Origin of the sequence: Alteribacillus persepolensis (assembly GCF_900099605.1) — a bacterium.
GTDB classification, from domain to species: Bacteria; Bacillota; Bacilli; order Bacillales; family Marinococcaceae; genus Alteribacillus; species Alteribacillus persepolensis.
On sequence record NZ_FNDK01000030.1, the window covers coordinates 1 to 22,261 of the forward strand.

Below are 22,261 nucleotides of genomic sequence, written 5' to 3' on the forward strand. Positions count from 1 at the left end.
CGATTAACACAGAAGAATCCAAATATGGACCTCCATCCTTTAATCCGTGGGTTGGAATGGGAATGTCACGCAGCAAATCCTCCTTATCTTCCACCACTACTTCATTGGCAGGGCCTTGATCAACGACGACAGGATCCACAGGATGTTTACTCCATTGTTCTATTGCTTGCGCCGTGAGAAAAGGAAGCTTCTTTTCTGTTACATCCAGTATGTTGGCTAATAGTTTTCGATTCCAATACAAGCCAGTGAGCAAGGGAACTTCTGACTCATTGATGTTTTCAAAAAATACGGCTTTTCCCCCTTCATAGTTGTTTGCTATTCCAGCCATTTCATGTTTTATATCAACAGGAGACTTCGTGCGCACAAGCATATTTTCCTGTCTTAAAAACTCCACTATTCCTTGTAAATCTGCCACCTTACGCTTTGCAAGATTTGTTTGAATTGGCTTATTCTCTGTTTGGCTTTTCCTATTCATGTTGGCTTCTACCATCTCAGCCATCTTATCACCCCTGAATCGATATGTTTATATGCTGTGCACTCATTATTGCAGAATAGACAGTATCATGTCAGGATAGATTGTCGGTAACGCTGTGCAAACAGCATAAGCTAATAGAAATGAGGCACCCCCTTTAAAATAACTCAGCACATACCTTTTCTAAACAAGAAATAGGATAATTTGTGGGAAGACTACTAAAATAATGATAAATATAACATAATTAACGAGAAAGTAGCTTGTCCCTTTAAAAATAGTTGTAATATTGGTACTAGGAGTTAATCCTTGAACAACAAAAGCATTCACTCCCACAGGTGGAGTAATCGCTCCAAGACTTGTTACTATACATAAAAGAATAGCAAACCACACTGGATCATATCCGATCGCTATCACAGGTGGATAAAAAATAGGAATAGAAACCATCAGAAAACCCATTGCATCCATTAAAGATCCACCGATGACATAAACGGTAAGAATAGCGAAAACAATAACCAATGAATGAACCGGTAAAGAGCTTATCCATTCCGCTACTTCATTAGGAAGCCGTGTGACTGCCAGGAAGCGCCCTAAGTATGTAGCCCCCACAATTAACATTAACACCATAGCAGAAGTTTTAATTGTGTTTTTTACCGCAGTAACAAATCCTTCTTTAGTCAACCTTTTCATGGCAAGTGTAAGTAAAATAGCACCTAATGCACCAAACGCTGCAGATTCAGATGGGGTAAACCACCCTAAGAAAAGCCCTCCAATAACAAAGAGGAATAATCCTAATATCGGCACTACACCATAAACAGCCCTCATTTTTTCTTTAAAGCTGAATTTCGGTCCCGGCGGACCATATTCTGGATTTCTATGGCACAGATACAGAATGGTAAGCAGGAAAAAAATGACAAGTAAAATTCCTGGGATAATACTGGCTATGAACAAGTCTCTGATGGATTGTTGCGTTTGTATCGCTATAACAATTAGAACTGTGCTGGGTGGAATGATAATCCCAAGGGTTCCTCCTGTAGCTACGCTTCCTGTACTTAGTGCTGGATTATATTTATATTTCTTTAATTCAGGAAGGGCCATTGTTCCCATGGATGCAGCAGCTGCTGCATTGGATCCGCAAATAGAAGCAAACCCTGCACTCGCTAGAATAGTCGTCCCAGCCATTCCTCCTCTTAAATGACCGAACCATCGATATGCTGCGTTAAACAATCTTGCTGTCAATCCCGATTGAAAGACTATTTCTCCCATTAAGATGTAGAGCGGAATAACACTAAGCGAATAACTAGAAAAAGAATTCCAGACTTCTGAGCTTAATAAGTAAAAAGCAGATGTGGAGGAACTCATGACAAAAAGTCCCCCCATACCAGTAATAAACATCGCCACACTAATGGGGACACTAATAAACATCATCAAAAACATGACTACTAAGCCAGCGGCAGCAATCATACTAGGATCCATTTTTCCCACCTCTTACTTCTCCAGTCAGTGTCTGATACAACTGAATGATTAAAGTAAAAGCAGTACCAAAAAATCCAAGCGCAACGACAAAAACAAAGGGATAAAAAATAACACCCATCGTTTCTGATAAACTGTTATTGATAATAAGCTCAAAGCCATATGTCACGACATGCCATCCAACAATAGCATAAAATAGCAAACTCATTACCTGAACAACAGCCGAACTTATTTTTTGACCCAGAGTGGGCAATTTATCGGTAACAATTTTAATATCGACATGTCCATGGTTAAATTGTGTGTATCCAAGCGCAAAGGCAGTTGTGACAGCCATAAGCCATCCAGCTACCTCCGTGGTCCCCACAAATGGGGTAGCAAAAACACGAACCACCGAGTTATATACAATGAGAAACATCATTAAAGCCAAACTAACACCAGCTACAAAAGCAAGTCCTTGATTAAAATGATAATTAATCTTCTCACAAACAGCTTCATTTGTACTTTTATAGGGAGAAACAGGTTCTACCTCTGGAATAACCTCACTATTCACTCCTCCATAAATTTCATTATTACGAATTTTCTGCAAATTATTGCGCCTCCTTCCATATATTTTAGGTCATCAAGTATTCTGGTGTTCATCTTCGCTGTATAAAACCCCTGTAATAACAGTCTCCTATCTTTATTCGCTGGTATACTTTTCAATCAACTTGTACATTTTCTGTTTAAACTCTCTCGCTGGTAATCCTTGATCTTCTGCTTTTTCCACGTATTCTTCCATCAACGGAACAATAATTTCATCCCAGCGTTCTTTCTCTTCTTCAGACAAACTGACTACTTCCACACCATGTTCATTTATACTCCACTCTAATGATTCCTGTACATAATCATCATGATAGGCAGAAGTCCACTCAGCCATTTCCAAAGATAATTTATCAATTTCTTCTTGAACGTCTTCTGGTAGTGAATTCCATTTATCTTCCGACATGATTGCTACAAACGTGTTAACGCTTAATGGATAGTCTGTAACATAACCAACCAGTTCTGCAAAATTAAAATCCTTTAAAATTTCACGGGAGGTGACAACCCCTTCAATAATTCCCATCTGCAAGGATTCTGCTGCTTCTGCTTGCGACATCCCCACAGGTGCTGCGCCCAGCTCTTCTAACACAGGTGCTAAGGCACCTGATATTCTCAACTGCTTGCCTTTTAAATCCTCTAAGCTTGTAATTGGTTTCGTCGCTTGAATATAAGAAGGTTCCCCCGTAAACACTGTAATAACCTTATTCCCCTTAAAAATTTCCTCTTCATATTCCTGTACCAGCTTATGTCTAACCTGAGTAGCTACCTTCGAGTTGGGGTAACTTGCCATGTCTGCCATTCCCATTAAAGGAAAACGGCCAGGCTCATAGCTGGTTACGGACATTCCAATATCAGCGACCCCTTTTTCTACTCCATCAAACATGTTATTGGCTTGAAGCAGCGTGCCAGCTGGATAAAGTTCTACCTTTACTTTTCCATTCGTACGTTCCTCTAACTCTTCTTTCCACATCTGCATTTGCCTCCCCGGAAAAGTAATAGGTGGAGCAAAAAATGCATACGTTAGTGTAATCGTATTAGATTCTGCTTTAGCTTGCTGCTCTACAGATTCCTTATTCGAATTGCATCCTGTCAGTACTGCGCTCACTACTAGAATAGCTGACAGAACGGATAACAGTTTCTTATTTATCATCAGGACTTGGTGCCTCCCTCCAAACCTGTCATGTAAGCGCTATCTTAATTGAGTAGAGAGAGACCCAGGAGCATCCCTCCTGGACCTTCCCCCCTTTTTATCTTGCTTGACTTTCAACAAGCGGCTTTTCTTCTTTAAGCGGCGGAGCAACATCTGCCGGATCCAGCCCCATCGTCAACAACCCCACTTGATCCGCACAAGCATCAATAGTTGGAGGCATAATAGGTGCTGTTGCCGCATCCCTTACCATCCGATCTAAATGAAGGTTTTTAAACATTCCGTGGGCTCCACAAACAATCGTTGCTGAGTGAGCAGCATTAGATACAGCACTTGCAATCGTATGTTTTGCACGCATCAGATTATGGAATGTTTGAATGGAAGAACCATGCTTATCACTATACCAAGCAGCATGTATATTCGACCAGTAAGCGGCATGAAGGTCAGAAGCCATTTCCCCGATTCGACGCCGGCTGTCTGGATGGTACCCCTGTGCTTGCCCGGAGCCTTTTGGTTTTTTGGAGCTTACCAATTCAGAAGCGTACTCCATAATCCCTATACCTACTCCTAAGTAAACAGAAGCAAAGGAGGAAATTGTCCAGTTTGCAGAGTTAATAATAAAGTCGTTTAAGAAATCTTCTGTTCTGTGTAAAATAAGCTCGTCTGGAACAAACGCCCCATCATACTTTACTGTGTTACTACGGGTAGCTCTCATACCATGCGTATCCCATACATCCTCAATATGGACTCCTGCTACATTTCCTTTATCAACAGGGACTAGCATAGCAAGGCTTGCTTGCGGATTTGAATCATCTTGAGGATTAGCATACAGGAATACATAGTCACTTGATTCAACCATAGAACAAAACGCTTTTTTTCCATAAAGTTTGTATCCTCCATCCACTCTTTCTGCCTTCAGCTTCGGTACCATAGAAGTGATAACTAAACTTGAAGAAGATGGTTCAGAAATGGATGCGGAAAATAATTTCCCTTGATTAATAGCCAAATCAGCAACCTTTTTCTTCATGCTTTCAGAAATCAGCGGTTGTTGCATGATAGACCCGCAAGCGTTGGCATGCATATTGAAAGAGTTTGCTGTAGAAGCACAGCCTTTCGCTAACTCTACGATGGCTGCTGCATATCCTTGAAACCCAATTCCTAATCCGCCATATTCTGCCGGAATACTAATCCCATATAACCCATTTTGTCTCAGGATTTCATAGTTTTCTTCCGGGGCAGAACGATCACGATCATGCTCTGGAGCTCTCGTTCTAAAATCTTCCGCTAATTCCTTACACAAATCAATCACTCGTTGTTGTTCTTCGGTAAAAATAAAATCCATGGTAATCCTCCTCCATTTATTGGGCTTTAAGACTCTCAAGTAGTAGATACTAAATACATACTACAAAAATAAAACAAAGAATATTGTTAATATTTTAACAAATTTGTTTAATTAATTGCTCACATAAGAAATTAGTACAAAAGTCTACATCAAAACCTTCCTAAAGCTTATTAAGCCGACAACTTCTATTCTAGTCAAATGAACCAGCTTTTACTTTTTCATCAAGATTCCCTATTTCCTTTCCATCTTGCAGTGTATAAACTACCCTCTCTATATTGCCATTGAAAGAGAATTCACCTTCGTCCCTATAGGATTCAGAAACTTGAGATAAAGAGTCTCTGCCAATATCAAACCCTCCATGAGAAAGACGATACAAAAGTGTTTTAGGAATATGTCCCTCTCCAGCCTTACCTCCATTAATATATAAACTTCCCATGCCTGAGTTCTCTTCCTTCTTCGTAAACTTGAACTCAAACGTACATTCACCAATAGGGACATATACGTCCGACTCTATTTTGAACATGGTACCGACATAATTGTACTCAAAGACAAGGCGGTTGTTCCTAATATAGAATACGTACCCGCTGTCGTGATCTCCATGTGCTACAAGCACCCCTTCACAGGATGGGCTTGGTCTTTCTGCTAAAACAGTTATTATATATGATTTATTCGTTATCTGAGGAGCTGCAAATGTTCCTAAGTGAGCTACCCCTGGATAATAAGTGAACGTTTTTCTAGCTGTTACGGCTTCTGGTGAAACGAAAGAAGACAATTCAACTGTCTTATCATTTAAAGGCAGTACATTATATTTCTTTGCTTCCTCCCACCAAAGTTCCTTAAGTTCTTCAAGCTTCCCTGAATACTTATCTGCCAAGTCATGAAGCTCAGCAAAATCTTCTTCTACGTAATACAGCTCCCAAACATCGTTTTCAAATGGTACTCCCTTTTGATGATGGGTCACCGCTTTCCAACCTTCATGATAGATAGCACGATGCCCGAACATTTCGAAATACTGAGTCGTTCTTCTGGTTGGTGCTCTTTCATTTTCAAAGGTATAAGTCATACTTGTTCCATGAATCGGCATTTGATCCACACCTCGATATGTCTTAGGTGCTTCTACCTGTAAAATGTCCAGAACTGTCGGAGTGACATCAATCACATGATGGAATTGCGTACGAATTGCTCCTTTTTCTTGTATACCCTCCGGCCAATGAATAATACAAGGCACCCGGGTTCCCCCAAAATGAGTGGTCTGCTTATACTGCTTAAACGGAGTATTACCGGCCTGTGCCCATCCCTTTGGATAATTGGTTCCTGCTCTAGGCCCACCCATTTCATCTATTTTTGCTAATTGATCCTCAATACTTTCTTCTAAAGCGTTAAAGAAGGTGCTTTGATTGACTGAACCTCCAAAACCACCTTCCTGACTGGCTCCATTGTCAGAAAGAAAGACAATCAATGTGTTATCTAATTCCCCGATTTTTTCAAGAAAATCCAGAAATCGACCAATTTGGTCGTCTGTATGTGTTAAAAAACCTGCATATACTTCTTGAAATCTACTAAAAACTTTCTTTTCATCTTCTATTAATTCATCCCACGCTTTTACATTTTTATTGCGTGGAGATAACTCTGTGTCTTCCGGAACAATACCTAGTTCCTTCTGTCTTTTTAAACGCTTCTCTCGAATAACATCCCACCCGTCATCATATGCACCTTTATACATATCAATATATTCCTTAGGTGCTTGATGAGGGGCATGTTGAGCTCCAAATGACAAGTACAGAAAATAAGGTTTATCAGGTGTAACAGACACTTGATCGGTAACAAATTGAATAGACTTATCTACGATATCTTCAGAGAAATGGTAATCCGATTTCTCCGGAGGATCGACCATATGATTGTCATATGTTAATTCAGGATAAAATTGATCTGTTTCAGGTCCTAAGAATCCATAATATCGCTCAAACCCCTTAGCCAACGGCCAGTTTTCAAAAGGGCCGGCTGGAGTCAGTTGATGAATTGGAGCCAGATGCCATTTCCCAAGCGCCATTGTACTGTAGCCGTTGTCTTTTAAAATTTCTGCCGCTGTAGCAGCTTTAGGAAGTATTCTTCCACGAATACTCGATTGATCAGTACCTAAGTCAAAATCAGCTACACTTCCCATTCCTACAGAGTGGTTATTCCGTCCTGTTAATAGAGAGGCTCTCGTGGGAGAACAAAGAGGTGTAGCATTGAAGTTATTATACCGTAAGCCGTTTTCAGCAAGTCGATTCATATTGGGAGTCTTTATTTCAGAACCATAACAACCTAAATCTGAAAACCCTACGTCATCAAGTACAATGTAAACTATATTAGGCTGTCCCATCTCTTTCCTCCTCAGCTGTGTTTGTTAAATAATAATCAATTAAATATAAAAAATATTTAAATAATTTATTGGTTGCTATACATTCTCTCTACACTATGAGTATAAATTTCAATCAGGTTTCCATCCGGATCTTCACAATAAACCATCTTATATTCTGTTCCTGGCACACTTTCCCAAATCTCACTTCTTTGCTTTCCTCCATTTTCAACTATTTTCTTTACCATTTCTTCAATATTCGGGTCTATAATAGAAACATGGAAGATACCGTCTTTCCAGTATTCATGACTGGTGTAACGTTCGGATTTCGGATCGATAAACTCAAATAACTCTAACCCTACTCCGCCAGAGCCTCCCAAGTGGGCAATTTTCACTTCTTTGATCTCTTTTCCTAACAAATCGGTTAACACCGGTCCCATATTCGGATCATCTTTCTTGAATGTCACAGGTGAAGACACAGCAGTAAAGCCGAAAACGTTTTCATACCAAGCCATAGCTTTATCAATATTAGTCACACTCACTCCAACGTGGCAAAAAGATCTAGGATATTCTTTCATCATTGTTCTCCCCTTTCTTATGTGCCTTTCTTTCTTACACTATATCGAAAAATGATGTCTTCTATTGTTAAGACTTTAACGTTCATCCCTATGTTTTGTTACTTGCTAGGGAAAAGACATACATACAAAAGGCACCTTGCTCCACTTATATAGTGCCAAATGCCTTTGATTTATAATCGACTGCTGTTATTCATCAAGAACTTAAAGCATAACTCCTTAATATTTCTGGCTTTATAATATAAAAAGTACGATTTTTTATATCTATTAATTGTTCTTCTTTCCACTTCTTCAAAATTTTATAAACGGTAATACGGGTCAAACCAATATAATCTGCCAGTTCCTGCTGAGTCATGTTTACTTCCAGCCTGTTAAATGCTTCACTTAATTCAAGTAAAGAATGAGCCACTTGATGTTCAGAAGTCAGTGATTTTAAATGAATTTCATTAACAAGAAGCTGCACTTTTTGGAGAATAGAGTCCGCACAAAAACGCAGAAGAGATGGTGCTTCTTTTATTAAATCTCGATAAACATCATTTGAAAAATAGTAAACTACAGAATCCTCAATCGCCACAGCTGAACAGAAATACGGCTGTCGATCAAGGGCCTGCTCTCCTATGATGTTTTCAGAACCAGTAACAGCCACGATTCTGGATTTGTTATCCGAGGGAAATGAAAGCATTTTAAATAAACCTTTATGCACATAATAAAACCCGCCACCGATTTCTCCCTGCTTGTAAAGCATAGATTTTTTCTTAACAAATTGTCTGTTTCCATGTTTTAATAAATAATCCCAATCCGGAGCATAAGTATTTTTTTCTCGTTTAAAAATCATAGACATTATCCTTCCCCCTAAACCGTAACACGTTACATAACAGTCACTAATAAAATAAAAATCGTAAGCCCAATCCTACATAACTTGTGTTTAGATATACTATAAATCTGCTTTATCGTTTCTTAATGTATAACTCATTGAGAACTTCGTTTATTTGGAATTCATTAGAATGTAGTTGGGATTGTATAAAACCTCTGAATTCTCTCTGCTCCACGATATATAATTCCTCCACTTCTCTTGAAAATAATAATTTTTCTTTTTCAAGAAGACATGACAACTTTGGAACAGGCTGCGCTTGAAGTTTCTCTTTACCTGACAGAATTTGTTCTAATCCTTTTTATAATGATCCAGCGATTGAGCTCCGACAATTTTTACACCTTTGTTTTCCTTATTCACCATAATAATAGTCGGAAATCCCCTTACACCAAGACTTCTAGCAAGTGCAAAGTCCTGTTCTAAAAGTTGTTTTCCATATGAAAGTCCAGCTTCTCTTACAGTAGCTCCGCCATCCAGACCCATTTCATTAACGATCTTTTCTAGAACTTCATCTTCTCCAATGTTTTGATTAAAGGTAAAAACGGCTTCTTTTACACGCCATAAAAACGTTTGAGCCAACTTTTCATCATTCTTTTGAACAACCTTAAAAACACGAGATGGCGGATAAGAGAACTCCACTGGATTATCGAGCCATAGCGATCCGTCAATTGGCATACGAGAGTGTTGACCTACCCTATATCTTGTCTAAGGTAACAAAAGTTAAGCTTAGGAGCTGTTTTAGGATATATTTCCCTTGATTATTCTTTTAGAACTTTTGTACAATGTGTTTAAAAAGTTTAAATTTTTAAACTATTTTTGACAAAAAAACATATTATAATCAATATTTATAAAGAAAGGGTGATTTTTAGTGGATTCCCTCCGTTACCTTTGGAAGCCATTTGTTTCCTATGGTCAGGAACGTCGATTGAAAAAAAACGAAATCTTATTTCAACAGGGAGAGAGAGGAAAAGGGTTTTATTATCTTAAAGACGGAAAAATCAACTTAACATTTGTATCTAGCCAAGGTGCGGAACGAATTGTTGACTTTCTCTTCCCTGGATTTTTAACAGGTGAACCTGGCCTTCGTGAAGATCCTTTTTTTACTACTGCTATTTTGGAAGAGGATTCGATATTATACTTTTTCTCAGAAGAATCCTTTCGGAATATCTGCAAAGATCATCCTGAAGCAGCTAATATATATATGAGCTCATTAATCCAGAAAATCCGTCTTCTAAATGAGACCATTTCTATTATTCATCGACCTTTGGAGTATCAAATGGCCCATTTTATCCATAAACTTTACTATAAGTTTGAAGACAGTATCATTCCAATTAGTCAAACTTCGTTAGCCAGATACATTGGAACATCTCGAATCAGCGTCTATAAGGTACTTAAGGATTGGATTAAGGAAGAATGTATTGAGATTTCACATCGAACTATTAAAGTACATGACATTAACAAAATCAAGTCTATTCTTAATGGGACAAAACAACTGTAAATATATCGTACGTTTTTCTTTTTTATTCCACACCCATTGAATTAAACATGTTAAATGACCAGGCAGTACTTTTTCTGGGCCTTCCATCTGCAATAAGCCAAGCCCTCATCCATCCAGATCTGATTCTAAATACTTTATTTCATTTAATAATCTGCACATAGCAAAACCCCATGTTTCCGAGTGAACTACCCCTAAGGGCATGGCGCATGCCGGGGATACCGCAGGGACCAGACCCGCCACATCTGTGGTGAGTCTGGCCCCTTTGAAAGCGAAATTATCGGTTAATTCAAAAAAGTATCAAAAAACCAAGCTCATATAAAACAACTTAGTTCGTGTAAAACTCAGACGGAATGAATCCAAAGTTTCTTCGGTGGTAAAGCATTGGCTCTTTATCTTTTGTGATTTGAATGTCTTGGACTTCCCCGATTAAGATGGTGTGGTCTCCTGCTTCGACTTGTTTGAATGTTTTGCATTGAAGTACGGAGAATGTATCAGCTAGCACAGGAAGATTGTGTTTAGAGATACTCCATTCATGTAAGCTAAATCGGTTTGTATCTTTTGTAGCAAAGGTTTTGCAGAGTTCTTGCTGGTCTCCTGCAAGGATGTGAACGGCAAAACCATCCGCATTTTTAAAGGCACCTAGGGAAGATACTTTATGATCAATCGACCAAAGCACGAGTAATGGATCAATCGAAACCGACGCAAAGGAGTTGACGGTTAAGCCTACTGGCTCGCCTTTTTCATTTTTGGACGTGACAATGGTTACACCGGTTGGATAGCCTCCCATTGCCTCTTTAAATAAGGTTTCTTTATCTTTTGTTTGCATATTATCCTCTCCTTTTCTCGTTACGTTTTTTTATTCTATCTTTGGACACTCCATTTGCTTTTTGAATAATTGTGTCTATTTCTTGTGCGTTTTTCCATAATTAAGCTCCAAGATAATAACTTTATCGATATCGCTGTAGACTGTGGTTCGAATTAGGTTTGCTTCTAATATGGCTAAGAATTAATTCGGTTTTCATATTATGTTTCATCTACTCAGTCAGACGTTAACTGTTCGCGATTTGCAGCTCGTTTTCTACTGCTAGCTTTTTCACTAACGTTTTCATTTGATTTTTTACTGTTTCTGCTACTTCTTTTGTATTGATTGACTCCTTTTTGCTTTCTACCACTAAGGCATCAATCTCGTGGAGGCATAATTGGTGATAGTAATCAGCAAAATGAAATTCACACGAGCATTGGCTTGTCCCCAGTATATCTCCGACTTCGCATGCTTGATAAAAAATGATGTGTTCCGGCTTAATCATGTCCTTTTTTATATATAAAGTGCAGTCGCGATTTTCCAGAGTATTACGTACCGTGTACATCCAACATTCATGCGCGTTTCCTACGGATTTTTTGTTCACTACCTTCAGCCAATTGGTTTCTTCATATTGCATCGATATTAATTCACTGAATGTGATTAGAGGAAGTCCGTATTTTTTCTTTATTTCATTGATTGTTTTTTTATCGGCTATTCTTCCTGTGTTATCTAGAATTTCACAAGCATACGCACAAGGCTCTGACGAAAAATAGCTTGCTGTCAAAACTGCGGCTTCTGCCACTCCGGCTCTGTCTAGCATTAATATATCTTTACTAATAATCGGAAAAATATGGCCGGGGCGTTGAAAGTCATCGGGTTTTACCTCTGGTTGTACACATGCTTTTATCGTATGGGCCCGCTCAGAAGCAGAAATACCAGTGGTTGTATCTTTGTGATCAATCGAAACTGTTACGCTTTTATCATTCTGGATAGATGTATCTCCGATTTCTCGTAAATGAAGTTTTTCAGCTAAACGTGGTGTGATGCAAAGATAAACCAGTCCTTTTCCAACACGAATCATAAAATTAACCGTTTCGGAACTTACATCTCTTGCCGCGTGCGATAAATAGCCAATGCCAGTATGAATATCGTCCAATAAGATATACGGACCTTCTTGCATCACCCATTGCTGCCCTTTCTTCATTTATTCCACCCTCTTTGTTATAAGGTTTTCTTTTTTATCAAAATATCTTTATTGGGGGATGGGAGTCGTTTTCACCCAATATTCTTTAAGCCTTGTAGAAAGTCCGTGACCTCCAAAATTAATTCTTCCATTGGATTTTATTCCGTTGACATGATGAAGATAAGACAGAAATTCTAACATAGCTGCTCGCCGCTGGGTAATATCTATCATTCCCGCTGTAAACAAGTATTTATCAACCGTGTTGTAAACACCGCGATTTACGCCAAATCGCTCGTAACAATGATTTACAAATAATCGATCAGGTAAATGAACTGGATGATCTTTATTCATACTCATTGCCCTGCCTTTTCCTTTTTATTTTATAATAATTATCAAAATTCTTTTTTTCTGTATCAATCTCTCCTTTTTTAGAAAATTATACTTTCTATTAAAATGATACCTTCCTAAAAAGAAAGGCATTGTTAACTGTTTAACGATATGTTTTTTATGATTTAAAGTTTTTTCCTAATCTTAGTATGATAGTCATTACTTAGCTAGGAAGCTGTTACAATTTTTCTTAAGCTGCGAGGCTGTTTGACAACAATATTTTTATTTTCCACTCGTACAATTTCGCCTCCCCATTTTTTGAATATTTTGTATATTGTGATTCTGGTTAAACCGGTGTAACGGGATAACTCTTGTTGTGTCAAAGGAATTTTTTCGTCATTATATTTTTGTTTTATTTCTAAAATAGATTGAGCTAACAGCTGTTCGGAAGGGAGAGAACGAATCATCATATTACTAGTGAGAAGTTTTAATTTTTCTGTCAATCCATTATACATTAACATTCTAAACGTATGATCGCTGTTCATTAATGACTTCATTGCATCATAAGGAAAAAAATAAATAATGCAATTTTCAAGCGCGGTGGCTGTAGAAAAATATGGCTTTCCATCAGAGGCTTGTTCTCCAAATGGGCGCCCTTCACCTATGATATCAATCGTTTTTTCTTCCTCTCTAAGTGTTTTAGTAGAAACCTTCACAAACCCATCTTTTACGTAATAAAATCCTTCTTCTCCCAAGGAATGTTCTTCATATATAATAGATTTTCTTTTAAAAAAATATCGTCTTCCATACTTTAAGTATTTCTCCCAGTTTTTTGAATTAAACTCACTGTTCATTTTACTAAGACACCTGCCTTTTTCATTTTATGACCAGTAAGGTCTCAAAAATGAAATGGATAAATAGGTTTCATACATTACTTTCACATAGGAAGTCTGTGTTTACCTTACTGCGGCTTAAAGACCTATCAGCCGCGGAATGAATAATACCGCATCTTCCCAGAATGTAATAATAAAGAGAACGATAATTCCCATCATTAAAAACGGAAAAACACTTTTGATTAGACTTTCAAATTTCACATCAGCAATAGAAGAAACAATAAAAAGCCCTGTGCCGATTGGGGGAGTTAATAACCCGATTGTTAGATTTATACAGATAATTACGCCAAAATGAATTGGGTCTACTCCGTAGGTCATTAATAGCGGCATGAAAACTGGAACGAGAATGATTAAAGCAGCAATTCCATCCAGCACTGCTCCTATTATTAGAAGGAAAATGTTAACTAGTAATAAAAACACCAGTGGATTTTCTGATAATGAAAGCATGCCATTGGCTATAGCTTGAGGAATCTGCTCAAAGGCAATCATCCAGCCGAAAGCGCCAGCCATTGCGATAAGAAAGGTGACTGTGGCTGTACTTATGACGGTGTTAAAAAATATAGAAGGAAGCTTTTTCAGTTTTAATTCTTTGTAAAGAAAATATCCTACAAGAAAGGCAATAACACAAGCAACTGCGGCAGATTCGGTAGCTGTGAACACACCGCTTAATATGCCTGCGATAATTACTAGCGGCACGAGTAAAGCCGGCAGCACGGTCAATGCGCTTTTCATCACTTTTCTAAATGGTTCTCGTTCACTCTTTGGAAAATTATACTTATATCCCATAAATGTGATTAAGCCGACGAATGCTGCTCCGTAGATGAGGCCCGGGATGATCCCTGCCATAAATAATCCGCCAATCGAAGCTCCTGATAATGTTCCGTAGATAATAAAAATCATACTTGGCGGAATAATAGGAGCTACAATAGAAGAGGAAAGAGTTAATGCTGCAGAGAACTTTCTTTCATAGCCTTCCTTTTCCATTTCAGGAACCATCGTTTTACTCATCATGGCAGCCTGCGCGTTAGCAGATCCTAGAATAGATGCTAGAAACATGTTAGCTATGACCGTCACGTATGCCAATCCGCCTCGGAAATGACCCAGTAACACCCTGGCAAACTGTACTAATTTTGAGGTGATGCCGCCTCCGTTCATTAGTTCTCCTGCGAGCATGAAAAGAGGAATCGCAAGCAGTCCGTAATTATCTAAGCTGGAAAAAAGCTGCTGCGGCATAGAAGTCAATAATTGTGTATCTCCTAAAGTAAAAAAATATAATACAGTCATCATGCCAAGTACTAGTGAAATAGGAATACCAATTACTAAAAAGACAAAAAACAGAAGAATTACTGCAGCAGTCATTTCCCCTCCTCCTTTCTCATCAGTCCTGATAAATGAGACAGTATATGAACGGCAGCGAAACTCAGTCCAAAAGGTACAGCACTAAAAGGAATCCACATAGGTATTTGTAAGTTGTTTGATTTTTGCGACACCGTGCTTGAAGAAAATACCCACGTATAGCTGTAGTAGAGGACAACAGCCATAAAAATTAATATCAATACATAGCCAATAATCAATAGTGTTTTTCTCATTTTGGGCGAGAGAATATCTAGAAGAAAAGTAACCGAAGCTTGGGCTTTATATTTCAGCCCAAGGCTTCCTCCTATAAAACTTATCCATGTCAACAGGAACACGGATGCTTCTCCAGCCCATGACAGCGGAGAGTTCAAGAAGTAACGGAACAACACTGCTAGAGCCATAACTGCTGTCATCACAATCATCAACACGATTGCAAGATATTTTTCTACTACTGCTAAGCCGTTACTTACCGTGTTCATTCGTTCTCCCCCCTAGCGGCTATTGCCGGAATGTCGTAATGAATTCTTCCATCATCGGGTCCTTTTCTTTATATTTTTCATCAAAGCTTTCAATTTGTTCTTCAAACACACTCTTATCCAGTTCATAAATCTCCATGCCTTCATCCGTCAGCGTTTGTTTGAATTCCTCTTCCTGAGCAGATCTTGTTTCTACTGCATAGTCAGCAGCGCTTTCAAGAGATTGTTCTATTATTTGTTGATCTTCTTCTGGCAAAGATGAAAACGTATCTGTATTAACAACAGCTACAGACGGCCAAACCATGTGATTCGTCACAGCTCCATAATCTACTACTTCAAAAAACTTGTTGGTAATGGTAGCATCTAAATCCATGTCCATTCCGTCGATGACTCCAGTTTGAACAGCGGAATATACCTCAGGCAAAGGAATCCCTTCTGTAGAAGCACCAGTTGAATTGTAGAACTCCAGCATCGGCGGGCTAGGTGTCACTCGAAGCACTAACCCTTCCATATCTTCAGGCTGCTGCACCTTTTTATCTTTAAATAACATCACACGCTGACCAGCAAACAAATAATCTAAGCCTGTCATGCCGTATTGCTCCAATGTTCCAAGCATTTCCTGTGCTATATCTGCTTCACGAGCTTGGTGAGCATCTTCAATCGTTTCAAAAAGATAAGGTGTGAACCAAGCCGAAAAAACGTCTTCACGAGAACTTATTTCAGCTGCAGTAATGAAACCAAAATCGATGGAACCAGATTCAATTTGCTGCAGCATATCGCTTTCATTTCCAAGCTGGCCGGAAGGATAAATGTCCAATGTCATTCTGCCGTCAGAGTTTGTTTCTAACTCTTCCTTAAATTTTTCAGCCGCTTGGTGCCACATGTGTGCAGGTGGTGTAATTAATCCAAGCTTAAATTCATGTTCAGCCTGTACGGCTCCTTCTGCCGTACCACTTTCCCCTTCGCCCGACTGCGGATCTGCACCCGAGTCTGTCGTTTCACCACCGTTCCCGCAAGCAGTCAACAGCACCGCCATCCCCATGGCTATAGTAAAGCGCTTCCAATATTTTTGTAGAAAATTCATCCCTTCACCCCTTCTTTTTCTCCAAGGAGGGCTCCCACTTCCTGGGTCTGTCCTCGGGCTATTAATTGTCTGATTCTTGTAGAAGAAATAACCTCTCCTTTCATACACCGTACTGGTTTCACAATGTTCACATTAAAATATTGTTTGAGAAGTTCCACACTCCCGCTTCTGCCTCTGCCAAAGCGAAAATTGTTTCCCGCCAGAACCTCTCTCGGATGCATATTGTGCAATTCTTTCACGAAACGGTCCGCACTTTTCTGCGTATAGTCTTCGTTAAATCTAGCAATAACTACTTGTTCTACACCAAATTTTCTCAGGTATTCTATTTTTTCGTCTACACTCATTAGAACAGTGGCATTTTGAAAATAAGCACGGGGAGGCGGATCAAATGTATAAACAACACCAGGTACTTGATAGATTTTACTAGCATGCACCGCCTTACATATGACAGCCTGATGACCTAGGTGCATTCCATCGAAGGCACCTATAGCGACAACAGATCCCTGTAAATGAGGTGTTCTATTGTCATGTACTTTCATTTCTGCTGTCCCCCCTTTCTTCTCTGTCCCAGCTGTTTACTTTCGTGTTTTTCCTCTCGCTTTGCCGCTCCAGCTGCGGCCCTATGATTGTCTGGCACTCCATGTTTTAACACCTTGACCTTCTTATCATCAACATGAGCTGGTGTTTATTGCTTTTTTTAATTCTTCAATAGGCTTCGTTTTCTGCGCCGCAGCTCTGCCTTCTAGTATGTGAGTATGTGCAATCGGCATAACTTGGCGATCTCCTGTTCTACTCGTTAATGGCTAGATTCAACGTATCAAGGCCTTCGTATTCCACATTTAATATGTCGCCTTCCTCGACACTAACAGCTTCTGTAATACCACCGACAAGGACTGCCATTCCAGGCTTTATCGTTAAATTATCCCTGTTCATCATTTTCGTTAGTTCTACGACGGAATGGACGGGGTGTTCTAATACAGCTTTTCCATAGCCGGATTGAACTTCTTCTCCATTCTTGTGCATCGTCACTTTTACTTGGTCCCATTGCGTATAGCTTGGAGAGAAGACTTGGCTTCCCAGCACAAATTTTGTGGAAGAAGCATTGTCTGCGACAACATCCGGCAAGGTGAACTTGAAATTTTCATAACGGCTGTCAATGACTTCTAAAGCAAGATAAATACCATCTGCGGCAGCCCACACATCTCTTGGTTTCACATTGCCTCCTTTTAGTTCTTTGTTCATAACAAAAGCAAACTCCGGCTCTACTTTAGGGTGGATTAAGTCTTTCACATGCAAGACAGGTTCTCTTAGCTCCATGGACTCAGTCAATCTTCCATAAATAGGCTCATCTACACCCATAGAAATTTGTTTTGCTTTACTGGTAAGCCCCATTTTCCATCCAATGACAGGATCATTTCTTTCAACATATCGTTGAATAGTAAGCTTTTGAATGTCATAAGCTTCCTCTACGGTCAACTCGGGATACTCATTGGTTATTTTCACCATTTCTATTCCGTTCTGCTGATGGTAATCTATTTTTTCTGCGATTGCTTTTACATCCAACCTCTTCACCTCTGTTCCTTTAAGATATTTTGTATCCGGCGAGTTCACTTGCTACATCGATAATCATGTCTTCCTGACCGCCAACTACTTTTCTGTTTCCTAATTCTATTAATATATCTCTTGGATCGAGATGATATTTTTCTGCAGCTCGGTAAGCATGAAGCAGAAAGCTGGAATATACGCCTGCGTAGCCTAAAACCAGGCTTCCTTTCGTAATTTCTTGAGGCTCTTGCAGAATCGGCGCTACTAACTCCTCAGCCAAGTCCATCATTTTGTAAACATCAATACCAGTCGTTATATTCATTCTTTCGAGGACAGACACAAGCACTTCTGTCTGTGTATTGCCAGCTCCTGCACCGAGGCAGCGGACACTGCCGTCAATTCTCGTTGCTCCTTCTTCGATAGCCGCCAGCGTATTAGCCATCGCTAGAGACAGGTTATTGTGAGCGTGGAATCCAATATCCACTTTCAAATTGCTCTTTAATAGTTTGATTCTTTCTTTCACCTCGTGCGGCAGTAAAGCTCCGGCAGAATCTACCACATACACCGTATCAGCTCCGTAACTTTCCATAAGCAGAGCCTGTTCTAGCAGTTTTTCAGCTGGAACCATATGAGACATCATCAGAAAACCTACCGTCTCCATGCCTAACTCTTTTCCTAAAGAAATATGTTGTTTCGAAACATCCGCTTCCGTTACATGAGTCGCTACTCGAACCATTTTTGCTCCTAGTTTGTGAGCTTCTTTTAATTGTTCGACTGTACCAATACCAGGCAATAGAAGAACAGAAATGGCTGAATTTTCTGCTGCATCTACGGCAGCTTCAATCAATTCCATCTCATTCGTGTTAGAAAATCCATACTGAATAGAAGAGCCTCCCAGTCCATCTCCATGAGAAACTTCAATAAAAGGGACATTGGCATCATCTAACGCTTTTACTACCCGGCTGACTTGTTCTATGGTAAAGCTGTGATTAACAGCGTGGCTTCCATCCCGTAAAGCCACTTCCGTCACGACTATTTCTCTATTATTCAATGAGATACTCCTTCCTCTTTTCGTGATAATTTTATTGATTACAAATTTTCAGAAACACTTAATTGGTGCTTTGCAAATTCTTCTGCTACTTTTACTGCTGAAGCGGTCATGATATCTAGATTACCGGCATAAGAAGGAAGATAATCAGCTGCCCCTTTCACTTCGATAAATACAGTAATTTGATCACCGTCAAATATTGGCTCTGTCCGCAGTTTATATCCCGGTACGTAATCTTCCACTTGCTTGGCTCTTTGTTGAATAGCTTCAATCAATTCCTCTTTACGTTCACTTGCGCGAGGCGCAATACACTGCACCGTGTCTCTCATAATAATAGGCGGTTCCGCTGGGTTAAGAATGATAATAGCTTTCCCTTTTTTCGCCCCGCCGACTTTTTCAATTCCTTTAGCCGTAGTATGGGTAAACTCATCTATATTTGCTCTTGTACCTGGTCCCGCACTTTTACTTGCGATCGTAGCTACAATTTCTGCATAATCCACCGGGCAGACAGAATGAATAGCATTCACAATCGGAATCGTTGCCTGGCCCCCGCACGTAATCATATTAATATTCGTCCTATTCAAATGCTCTTCTAGATTAACAGTTGGAACAACGAAAGGACCAATAGCAGCAGGAGTTAAATCAACCAATTGTTTTTGTGCTTTCTCTAACGCTTCAGCATGGTGATAATGGGCTTTGGCAGATGTAGCATCAAACAAAATGTCAGCTGATCCCGGCTCTTCTAAAAAACCATCAATCCCATTATCAAAAGTTGTGTGACCGTGTTCTTTAGCAAGACGCAGCCCATCCGAATCCGGGTCTATTCCAATCATGGCCGACATATCTAAAAACGGAGACCTCTCTATTTTCATCATAAGATCCGTCCCTATATTCCCTGAACCGATAATCCCTGCTTTTACTTTTTTCATAGCGTCAAACGACTCCTTTATATAAAACTCACTTCCACTTCCCCCAACGTAGAGAAAGAGGCTTTGAATGTATCTCCCGGTGCTGCATCCACAGCTTTGGATAAAGCTCCGGAAAGAATGATTTCCCCTGATTTCAACGTCATGTTATATTCATAAAGCTTATTGGCAAGCCATGCTACACAATACGCTGGATCGCCAAGAGCTGCTGATCCTTTCCCTCCGTTAACTTTTTCTCCATTTTTATAGAAGACCATTTCTTCATTCTGCAAATCTATATCTTTTATATTTATTTTCTCACCGCCTGTAACGAACAATCCTGATGAGGCATTATCAGCAATCGTGTCTGCGAGCGTGATTTTCCAATCGCTGATTCGGCTGTCTACAATTTCTAACGCCGAAACAATATAGTCTGTCGCTCTTTGTACATCTTCTGTCGTTACGTCAGGGCCTTTTAGATCCTCTTTTAAAATAAATGCAATTTCTCCCTCTACCTTTGGCTGCATCACCTTTTTTCTTGGTACGGACCCTTTATTATCGATTTGCATGCTGTTTAATAAATGACCATAATCCGGTTCACTCACTCCGAGAAGATCTTGCATAGCCTTCGATGTTAATCCAATTTTTTTGCCTATGATACTATCTCCGGCTGTTACTTTATTTTGAATGTTAGTTAATTGAATGTGATAGGCTTGCTTCATACTTAGATCAGGAATTAAAGAAGTTAAAGGTTCGACCCCTTGTCTGCTTTTTTCCGCCTCCGTTAAATGCTCCGACAGAGATAGCACTTTTTCATTCACGCTAAAGACCCTCCGTTTACATCACATTTTTATCGTTACATTGGATAATTCGCTGTAAAATTCAAAACTATGAGCTCCGCCTTCTCTTCCGATACCGCTTTGTTTCATACCGCCAAATGGCGTTCTTAAGTCTCTCAAATACCAGGTGTTGACCCAGATGATTCCTGCCTCTATTTGCTGAGCGACACGATGGGCTCTTCTTAAATCATTGGTCCAAATGGTAGCTCCCAAACCGTAATGGGTATCATTGGCCTGTTCAATCACTTCTTCTTCCTTCTTGAAAGGAACAACGGTCACGACCGGCCCAAAAATTTCTTCTCGAATACAGCGCGAGTCTTTGGTTAAACCGGTTATAATGGTTGGGTTAATATAGTAGCCTTTTTCCATATGTTCGGGACGGTTTCCACCTGTGAGGATGTTACCGCCTTCTTCTTTTGCTATTTCGATATAACTCATCACTTTTTCGTAATGTTCTTTGCTGACCACAGATCCTACTTTCGTTCCGGTTTCAAACGGATCACCGACTTTCAGCTGCTTTGTTGCTTCAATGAATCTATCAAGAAATTCGTCATACAGACCTTCTTCCACATAGATTCTCGACCCGCACAAGCAAACTTCTCCTTGGTTCATAAAGCTCGACTTTAAAGTTGTTTCAATGACTTCATCTACATCGGAATCAGCGAAGATAATGTTAGGGTTTTTCCCGCCTAGTTCAAAAGACAGTTTTTTCAATGTCGGAGCAGCCGCCTTCATAATCGCCGTTCCTGTTGTTGTTTCTCCGGTGAATGTAACCGCATCGACATCCGGATGTTCTGTGATGGCAGCTCCTGCCGAGTCCACACCAAATCCGTGTACGAGGTTCACGACGCCATCAGGAACTCCCGCTTCCTTACAAATCTCAGCCAGTACAGTTGCTGTCATTGGCGTCCACTCCGCTGGCTTCATCACTGCTGTGTTGCCAGCAGCCAGACACGGAGCTAATTTCCACGTTAAAAGAAGCAATGGAAGGTTCCATGGGTTAATCATTCCTACAACGCCAACCGGACGCCGTATCGCGTAGTGAAGAGCTTGCTGATCCTGTTGATAAGCTTCTGTTCCCATAGAAGTCAAGTAGTCGGCAAAGAAATAAAAGTTATATGCAGCCCTTTTGATGTCCATTTCGACAGCCATTTCATATGGTTTGCCCGTATCCAGCGCTTCTAGAACAGCCAGCTCTTCCACTCTCTCTGTGATGATATCCCCAATGCGCCGCAGGATTTTCGAGCGTTCTTGTGTCGTGATCGTTTTCCATTCACCTTTTAATGCTCTTCTAGCAGCCTGAACAGCTGCATCCACTTCTTTTTTCCCGCCTTCTTCCACCGTCCCTAAGACTTCTTCTGTGGCTGGATTTATATTGCTGAACTTTTTATCCGAAGCAACAAAGTTTCCATCGATGAAATGAAGACAATCGACAGCCTCCACTCTATTCTTTGGTATCTCTTTTACTTGCATCCTCTTTGCCTCCTAGTCTGCTGCTCAGGGAAAAC

The 22,261-nt window shown here is 39.8% G+C and carries 23 protein-coding genes; 1 reads left to right on the plus strand and 22 read right to left on the minus strand.

Going from position 1 to position 22,261, the window contains the following annotated elements:
• The 9 genes from BLT18_RS15930 to BLT18_RS15970 all read right to left on the minus strand — a co-directional run.
• Positions 1-499 (minus strand): UbiD family decarboxylase (locus tag BLT18_RS15930; RefSeq protein WP_139184757.1); only part of this gene is annotated, 499 nt, incomplete at its 3' end.
• 156 nt (positions 500-655) lie between these two features.
• Positions 656-1,945: a TRAP transporter large permease gene (locus BLT18_RS15935; RefSeq protein WP_091276249.1), complete on the minus strand. Its 1,290-nt coding sequence runs from the start codon at positions 1,943-1,945 to the stop codon at positions 656-658.
• Complete coding sequence (locus BLT18_RS15940) at positions 1,935-2,528, minus strand: TRAP transporter small permease (RefSeq protein WP_091276252.1); 594 nt, start codon at positions 2,526-2,528, stop codon at positions 1,935-1,937. Before BLT18_RS15940 ends, BLT18_RS15935 begins: the two co-directional genes overlap by 11 nt.
• 93 nt (positions 2,529-2,621) lie before the next feature.
• On the minus strand, positions 2,622-3,671 hold the full coding sequence (locus BLT18_RS15945) for a TRAP transporter substrate-binding protein (RefSeq protein WP_091276254.1): 1,050 nt from the start codon (positions 3,669-3,671) through the stop codon (positions 2,622-2,624).
• Positions 3,672-3,768: 97 nt separating this feature from the next.
• Complete coding sequence (locus BLT18_RS15950; RefSeq protein ID WP_091276256.1) at positions 3,769-5,010, minus strand: acyl-CoA dehydrogenase family protein; 1,242 nt, start codon at positions 5,008-5,010, stop codon at positions 3,769-3,771.
• Between the two features lie 190 nt (positions 5,011-5,200).
• Entirely contained in the window at positions 5,201-7,375 is a 2,175-nt protein-coding gene (locus tag BLT18_RS15955) for an arylsulfatase (protein WP_091276259.1), read from the minus strand.
• 65 nt (positions 7,376-7,440) lie between these two features.
• On the minus strand, positions 7,441-7,929 hold the full coding sequence (locus BLT18_RS15960; protein ID WP_091276262.1) for a VOC family protein: 489 nt from the start codon (positions 7,927-7,929) through the stop codon (positions 7,441-7,443).
• A 193-nt stretch (positions 7,930-8,122) separates the two neighbouring features.
• Entirely contained in the window at positions 8,123-8,767 is a 645-nt protein-coding gene (locus tag BLT18_RS15965; protein ID WP_091276264.1) for a Crp/Fnr family transcriptional regulator, read from the minus strand.
• Positions 8,768-9,088: 321 nt separating this feature from the next.
• Positions 9,089-9,472 (minus strand): DsbA family protein, encoded by a 384-nt coding sequence (locus BLT18_RS15970; RefSeq protein WP_091276267.1) that lies wholly within the window; start codon positions 9,470-9,472, stop codon positions 9,089-9,091.
• Between the two features lie 193 nt (positions 9,473-9,665).
• On the opposite strand from BLT18_RS15970, the gene BLT18_RS15975 reads away from it, so the two are divergent.
• Complete coding sequence (locus BLT18_RS15975) at positions 9,666-10,295, plus strand: Crp/Fnr family transcriptional regulator (protein WP_091276270.1); 630 nt, start codon at positions 9,666-9,668, stop codon at positions 10,293-10,295.
• A gap of 325 nt (positions 10,296-10,620) precedes the next feature.
• Here BLT18_RS15975 and BLT18_RS15980 read toward each other — a convergent pair whose 3' ends face one another.
• From BLT18_RS15980 to BLT18_RS16040, 13 genes are all read right to left on the minus strand, one after another.
• Positions 10,621-11,121, minus strand: a complete 501-nt coding sequence (locus BLT18_RS15980) for a flavin reductase family protein (RefSeq protein ID WP_091276273.1) — start codon at positions 11,119-11,121, stop codon at positions 10,621-10,623.
• Positions 11,122-11,344: 223 nt separating this feature from the next.
• A complete protein-coding gene (locus BLT18_RS15985) occupies positions 11,345-12,301 on the minus strand; it encodes a 3,4-dihydroxy-2-butanone-4-phosphate synthase (RefSeq protein WP_091276276.1) in 957 nt (318 codons plus the stop codon).
• Positions 12,302-12,349: 48 nt separating this feature from the next.
• Entirely contained in the window at positions 12,350-12,637 is a 288-nt protein-coding gene (locus tag BLT18_RS15990) for a hypothetical protein (protein WP_091276279.1), read from the minus strand.
• A 197-nt stretch (positions 12,638-12,834) separates the two neighbouring features.
• Positions 12,835-13,461, minus strand: coding sequence for a Crp/Fnr family transcriptional regulator (locus tag BLT18_RS15995; protein ID WP_091276282.1), 627 nt, complete (start codon positions 13,459-13,461; stop codon positions 12,835-12,837).
• Between the two features lie 117 nt (positions 13,462-13,578).
• Positions 13,579-14,859: a TRAP transporter large permease gene (locus BLT18_RS16000; RefSeq protein WP_091276285.1), complete on the minus strand. Its 1,281-nt coding sequence runs from the start codon at positions 14,857-14,859 to the stop codon at positions 13,579-13,581.
• Complete coding sequence (locus BLT18_RS16005) at positions 14,856-15,335, minus strand: TRAP transporter small permease (protein WP_091276288.1); 480 nt, start codon at positions 15,333-15,335, stop codon at positions 14,856-14,858. The genes BLT18_RS16000 and BLT18_RS16005 overlap by 4 nt, the downstream gene beginning before the upstream one ends.
• A 19-nt stretch (positions 15,336-15,354) precedes the next feature.
• On the minus strand, positions 15,355-16,416 hold the full coding sequence (locus BLT18_RS16010; RefSeq protein WP_245705299.1) for a TRAP transporter substrate-binding protein: 1,062 nt from the start codon (positions 16,414-16,416) through the stop codon (positions 15,355-15,357).
• The gene (locus tag BLT18_RS16015; protein ID WP_091276291.1) at positions 16,413-16,955 is read right to left on the minus strand and encodes an FAD synthetase family protein; all 543 of its coding nucleotides are present in this window, start codon (positions 16,953-16,955) and stop codon (positions 16,413-16,415) included. Before BLT18_RS16015 ends, BLT18_RS16010 begins: the two co-directional genes overlap by 4 nt.
• A 250-nt stretch (positions 16,956-17,205) precedes the next feature.
• The gene (locus BLT18_RS16020) at positions 17,206-17,979 is read right to left on the minus strand and encodes a 2-keto-4-pentenoate hydratase (protein ID WP_175487568.1); all 774 of its coding nucleotides are present in this window, start codon (positions 17,977-17,979) and stop codon (positions 17,206-17,208) included.
• 19 nt (positions 17,980-17,998) lie between these two features.
• Entirely contained in the window at positions 17,999-19,012 is a 1,014-nt protein-coding gene (gene dmpG / locus BLT18_RS16025) for a 4-hydroxy-2-oxovalerate aldolase (RefSeq protein ID WP_091276294.1), read from the minus strand.
• Positions 19,013-19,050: 38 nt separating this feature from the next.
• Positions 19,051-19,938 carry an acetaldehyde dehydrogenase (acetylating) gene (locus tag BLT18_RS16030; RefSeq protein WP_091276297.1) on the minus strand — a complete coding sequence of 296 codons (888 nt, stop codon included), beginning with the start codon at positions 19,936-19,938 and terminating at the stop codon, positions 19,051-19,053.
• 17 nt (positions 19,939-19,955) lie between these two features.
• Complete coding sequence (locus BLT18_RS16035) at positions 19,956-20,735, minus strand: 2-keto-4-pentenoate hydratase (RefSeq protein WP_245705300.1); 780 nt, start codon at positions 20,733-20,735, stop codon at positions 19,956-19,958.
• A gap of 21 nt (positions 20,736-20,756) precedes the next feature.
• Positions 20,757-22,226 (minus strand): aldehyde dehydrogenase, encoded by a 1,470-nt coding sequence (locus tag BLT18_RS16040; RefSeq protein ID WP_091276300.1) that lies wholly within the window; start codon positions 22,224-22,226, stop codon positions 20,757-20,759.
• Positions 22,227-22,261: the final 35 nt, after the last annotated feature.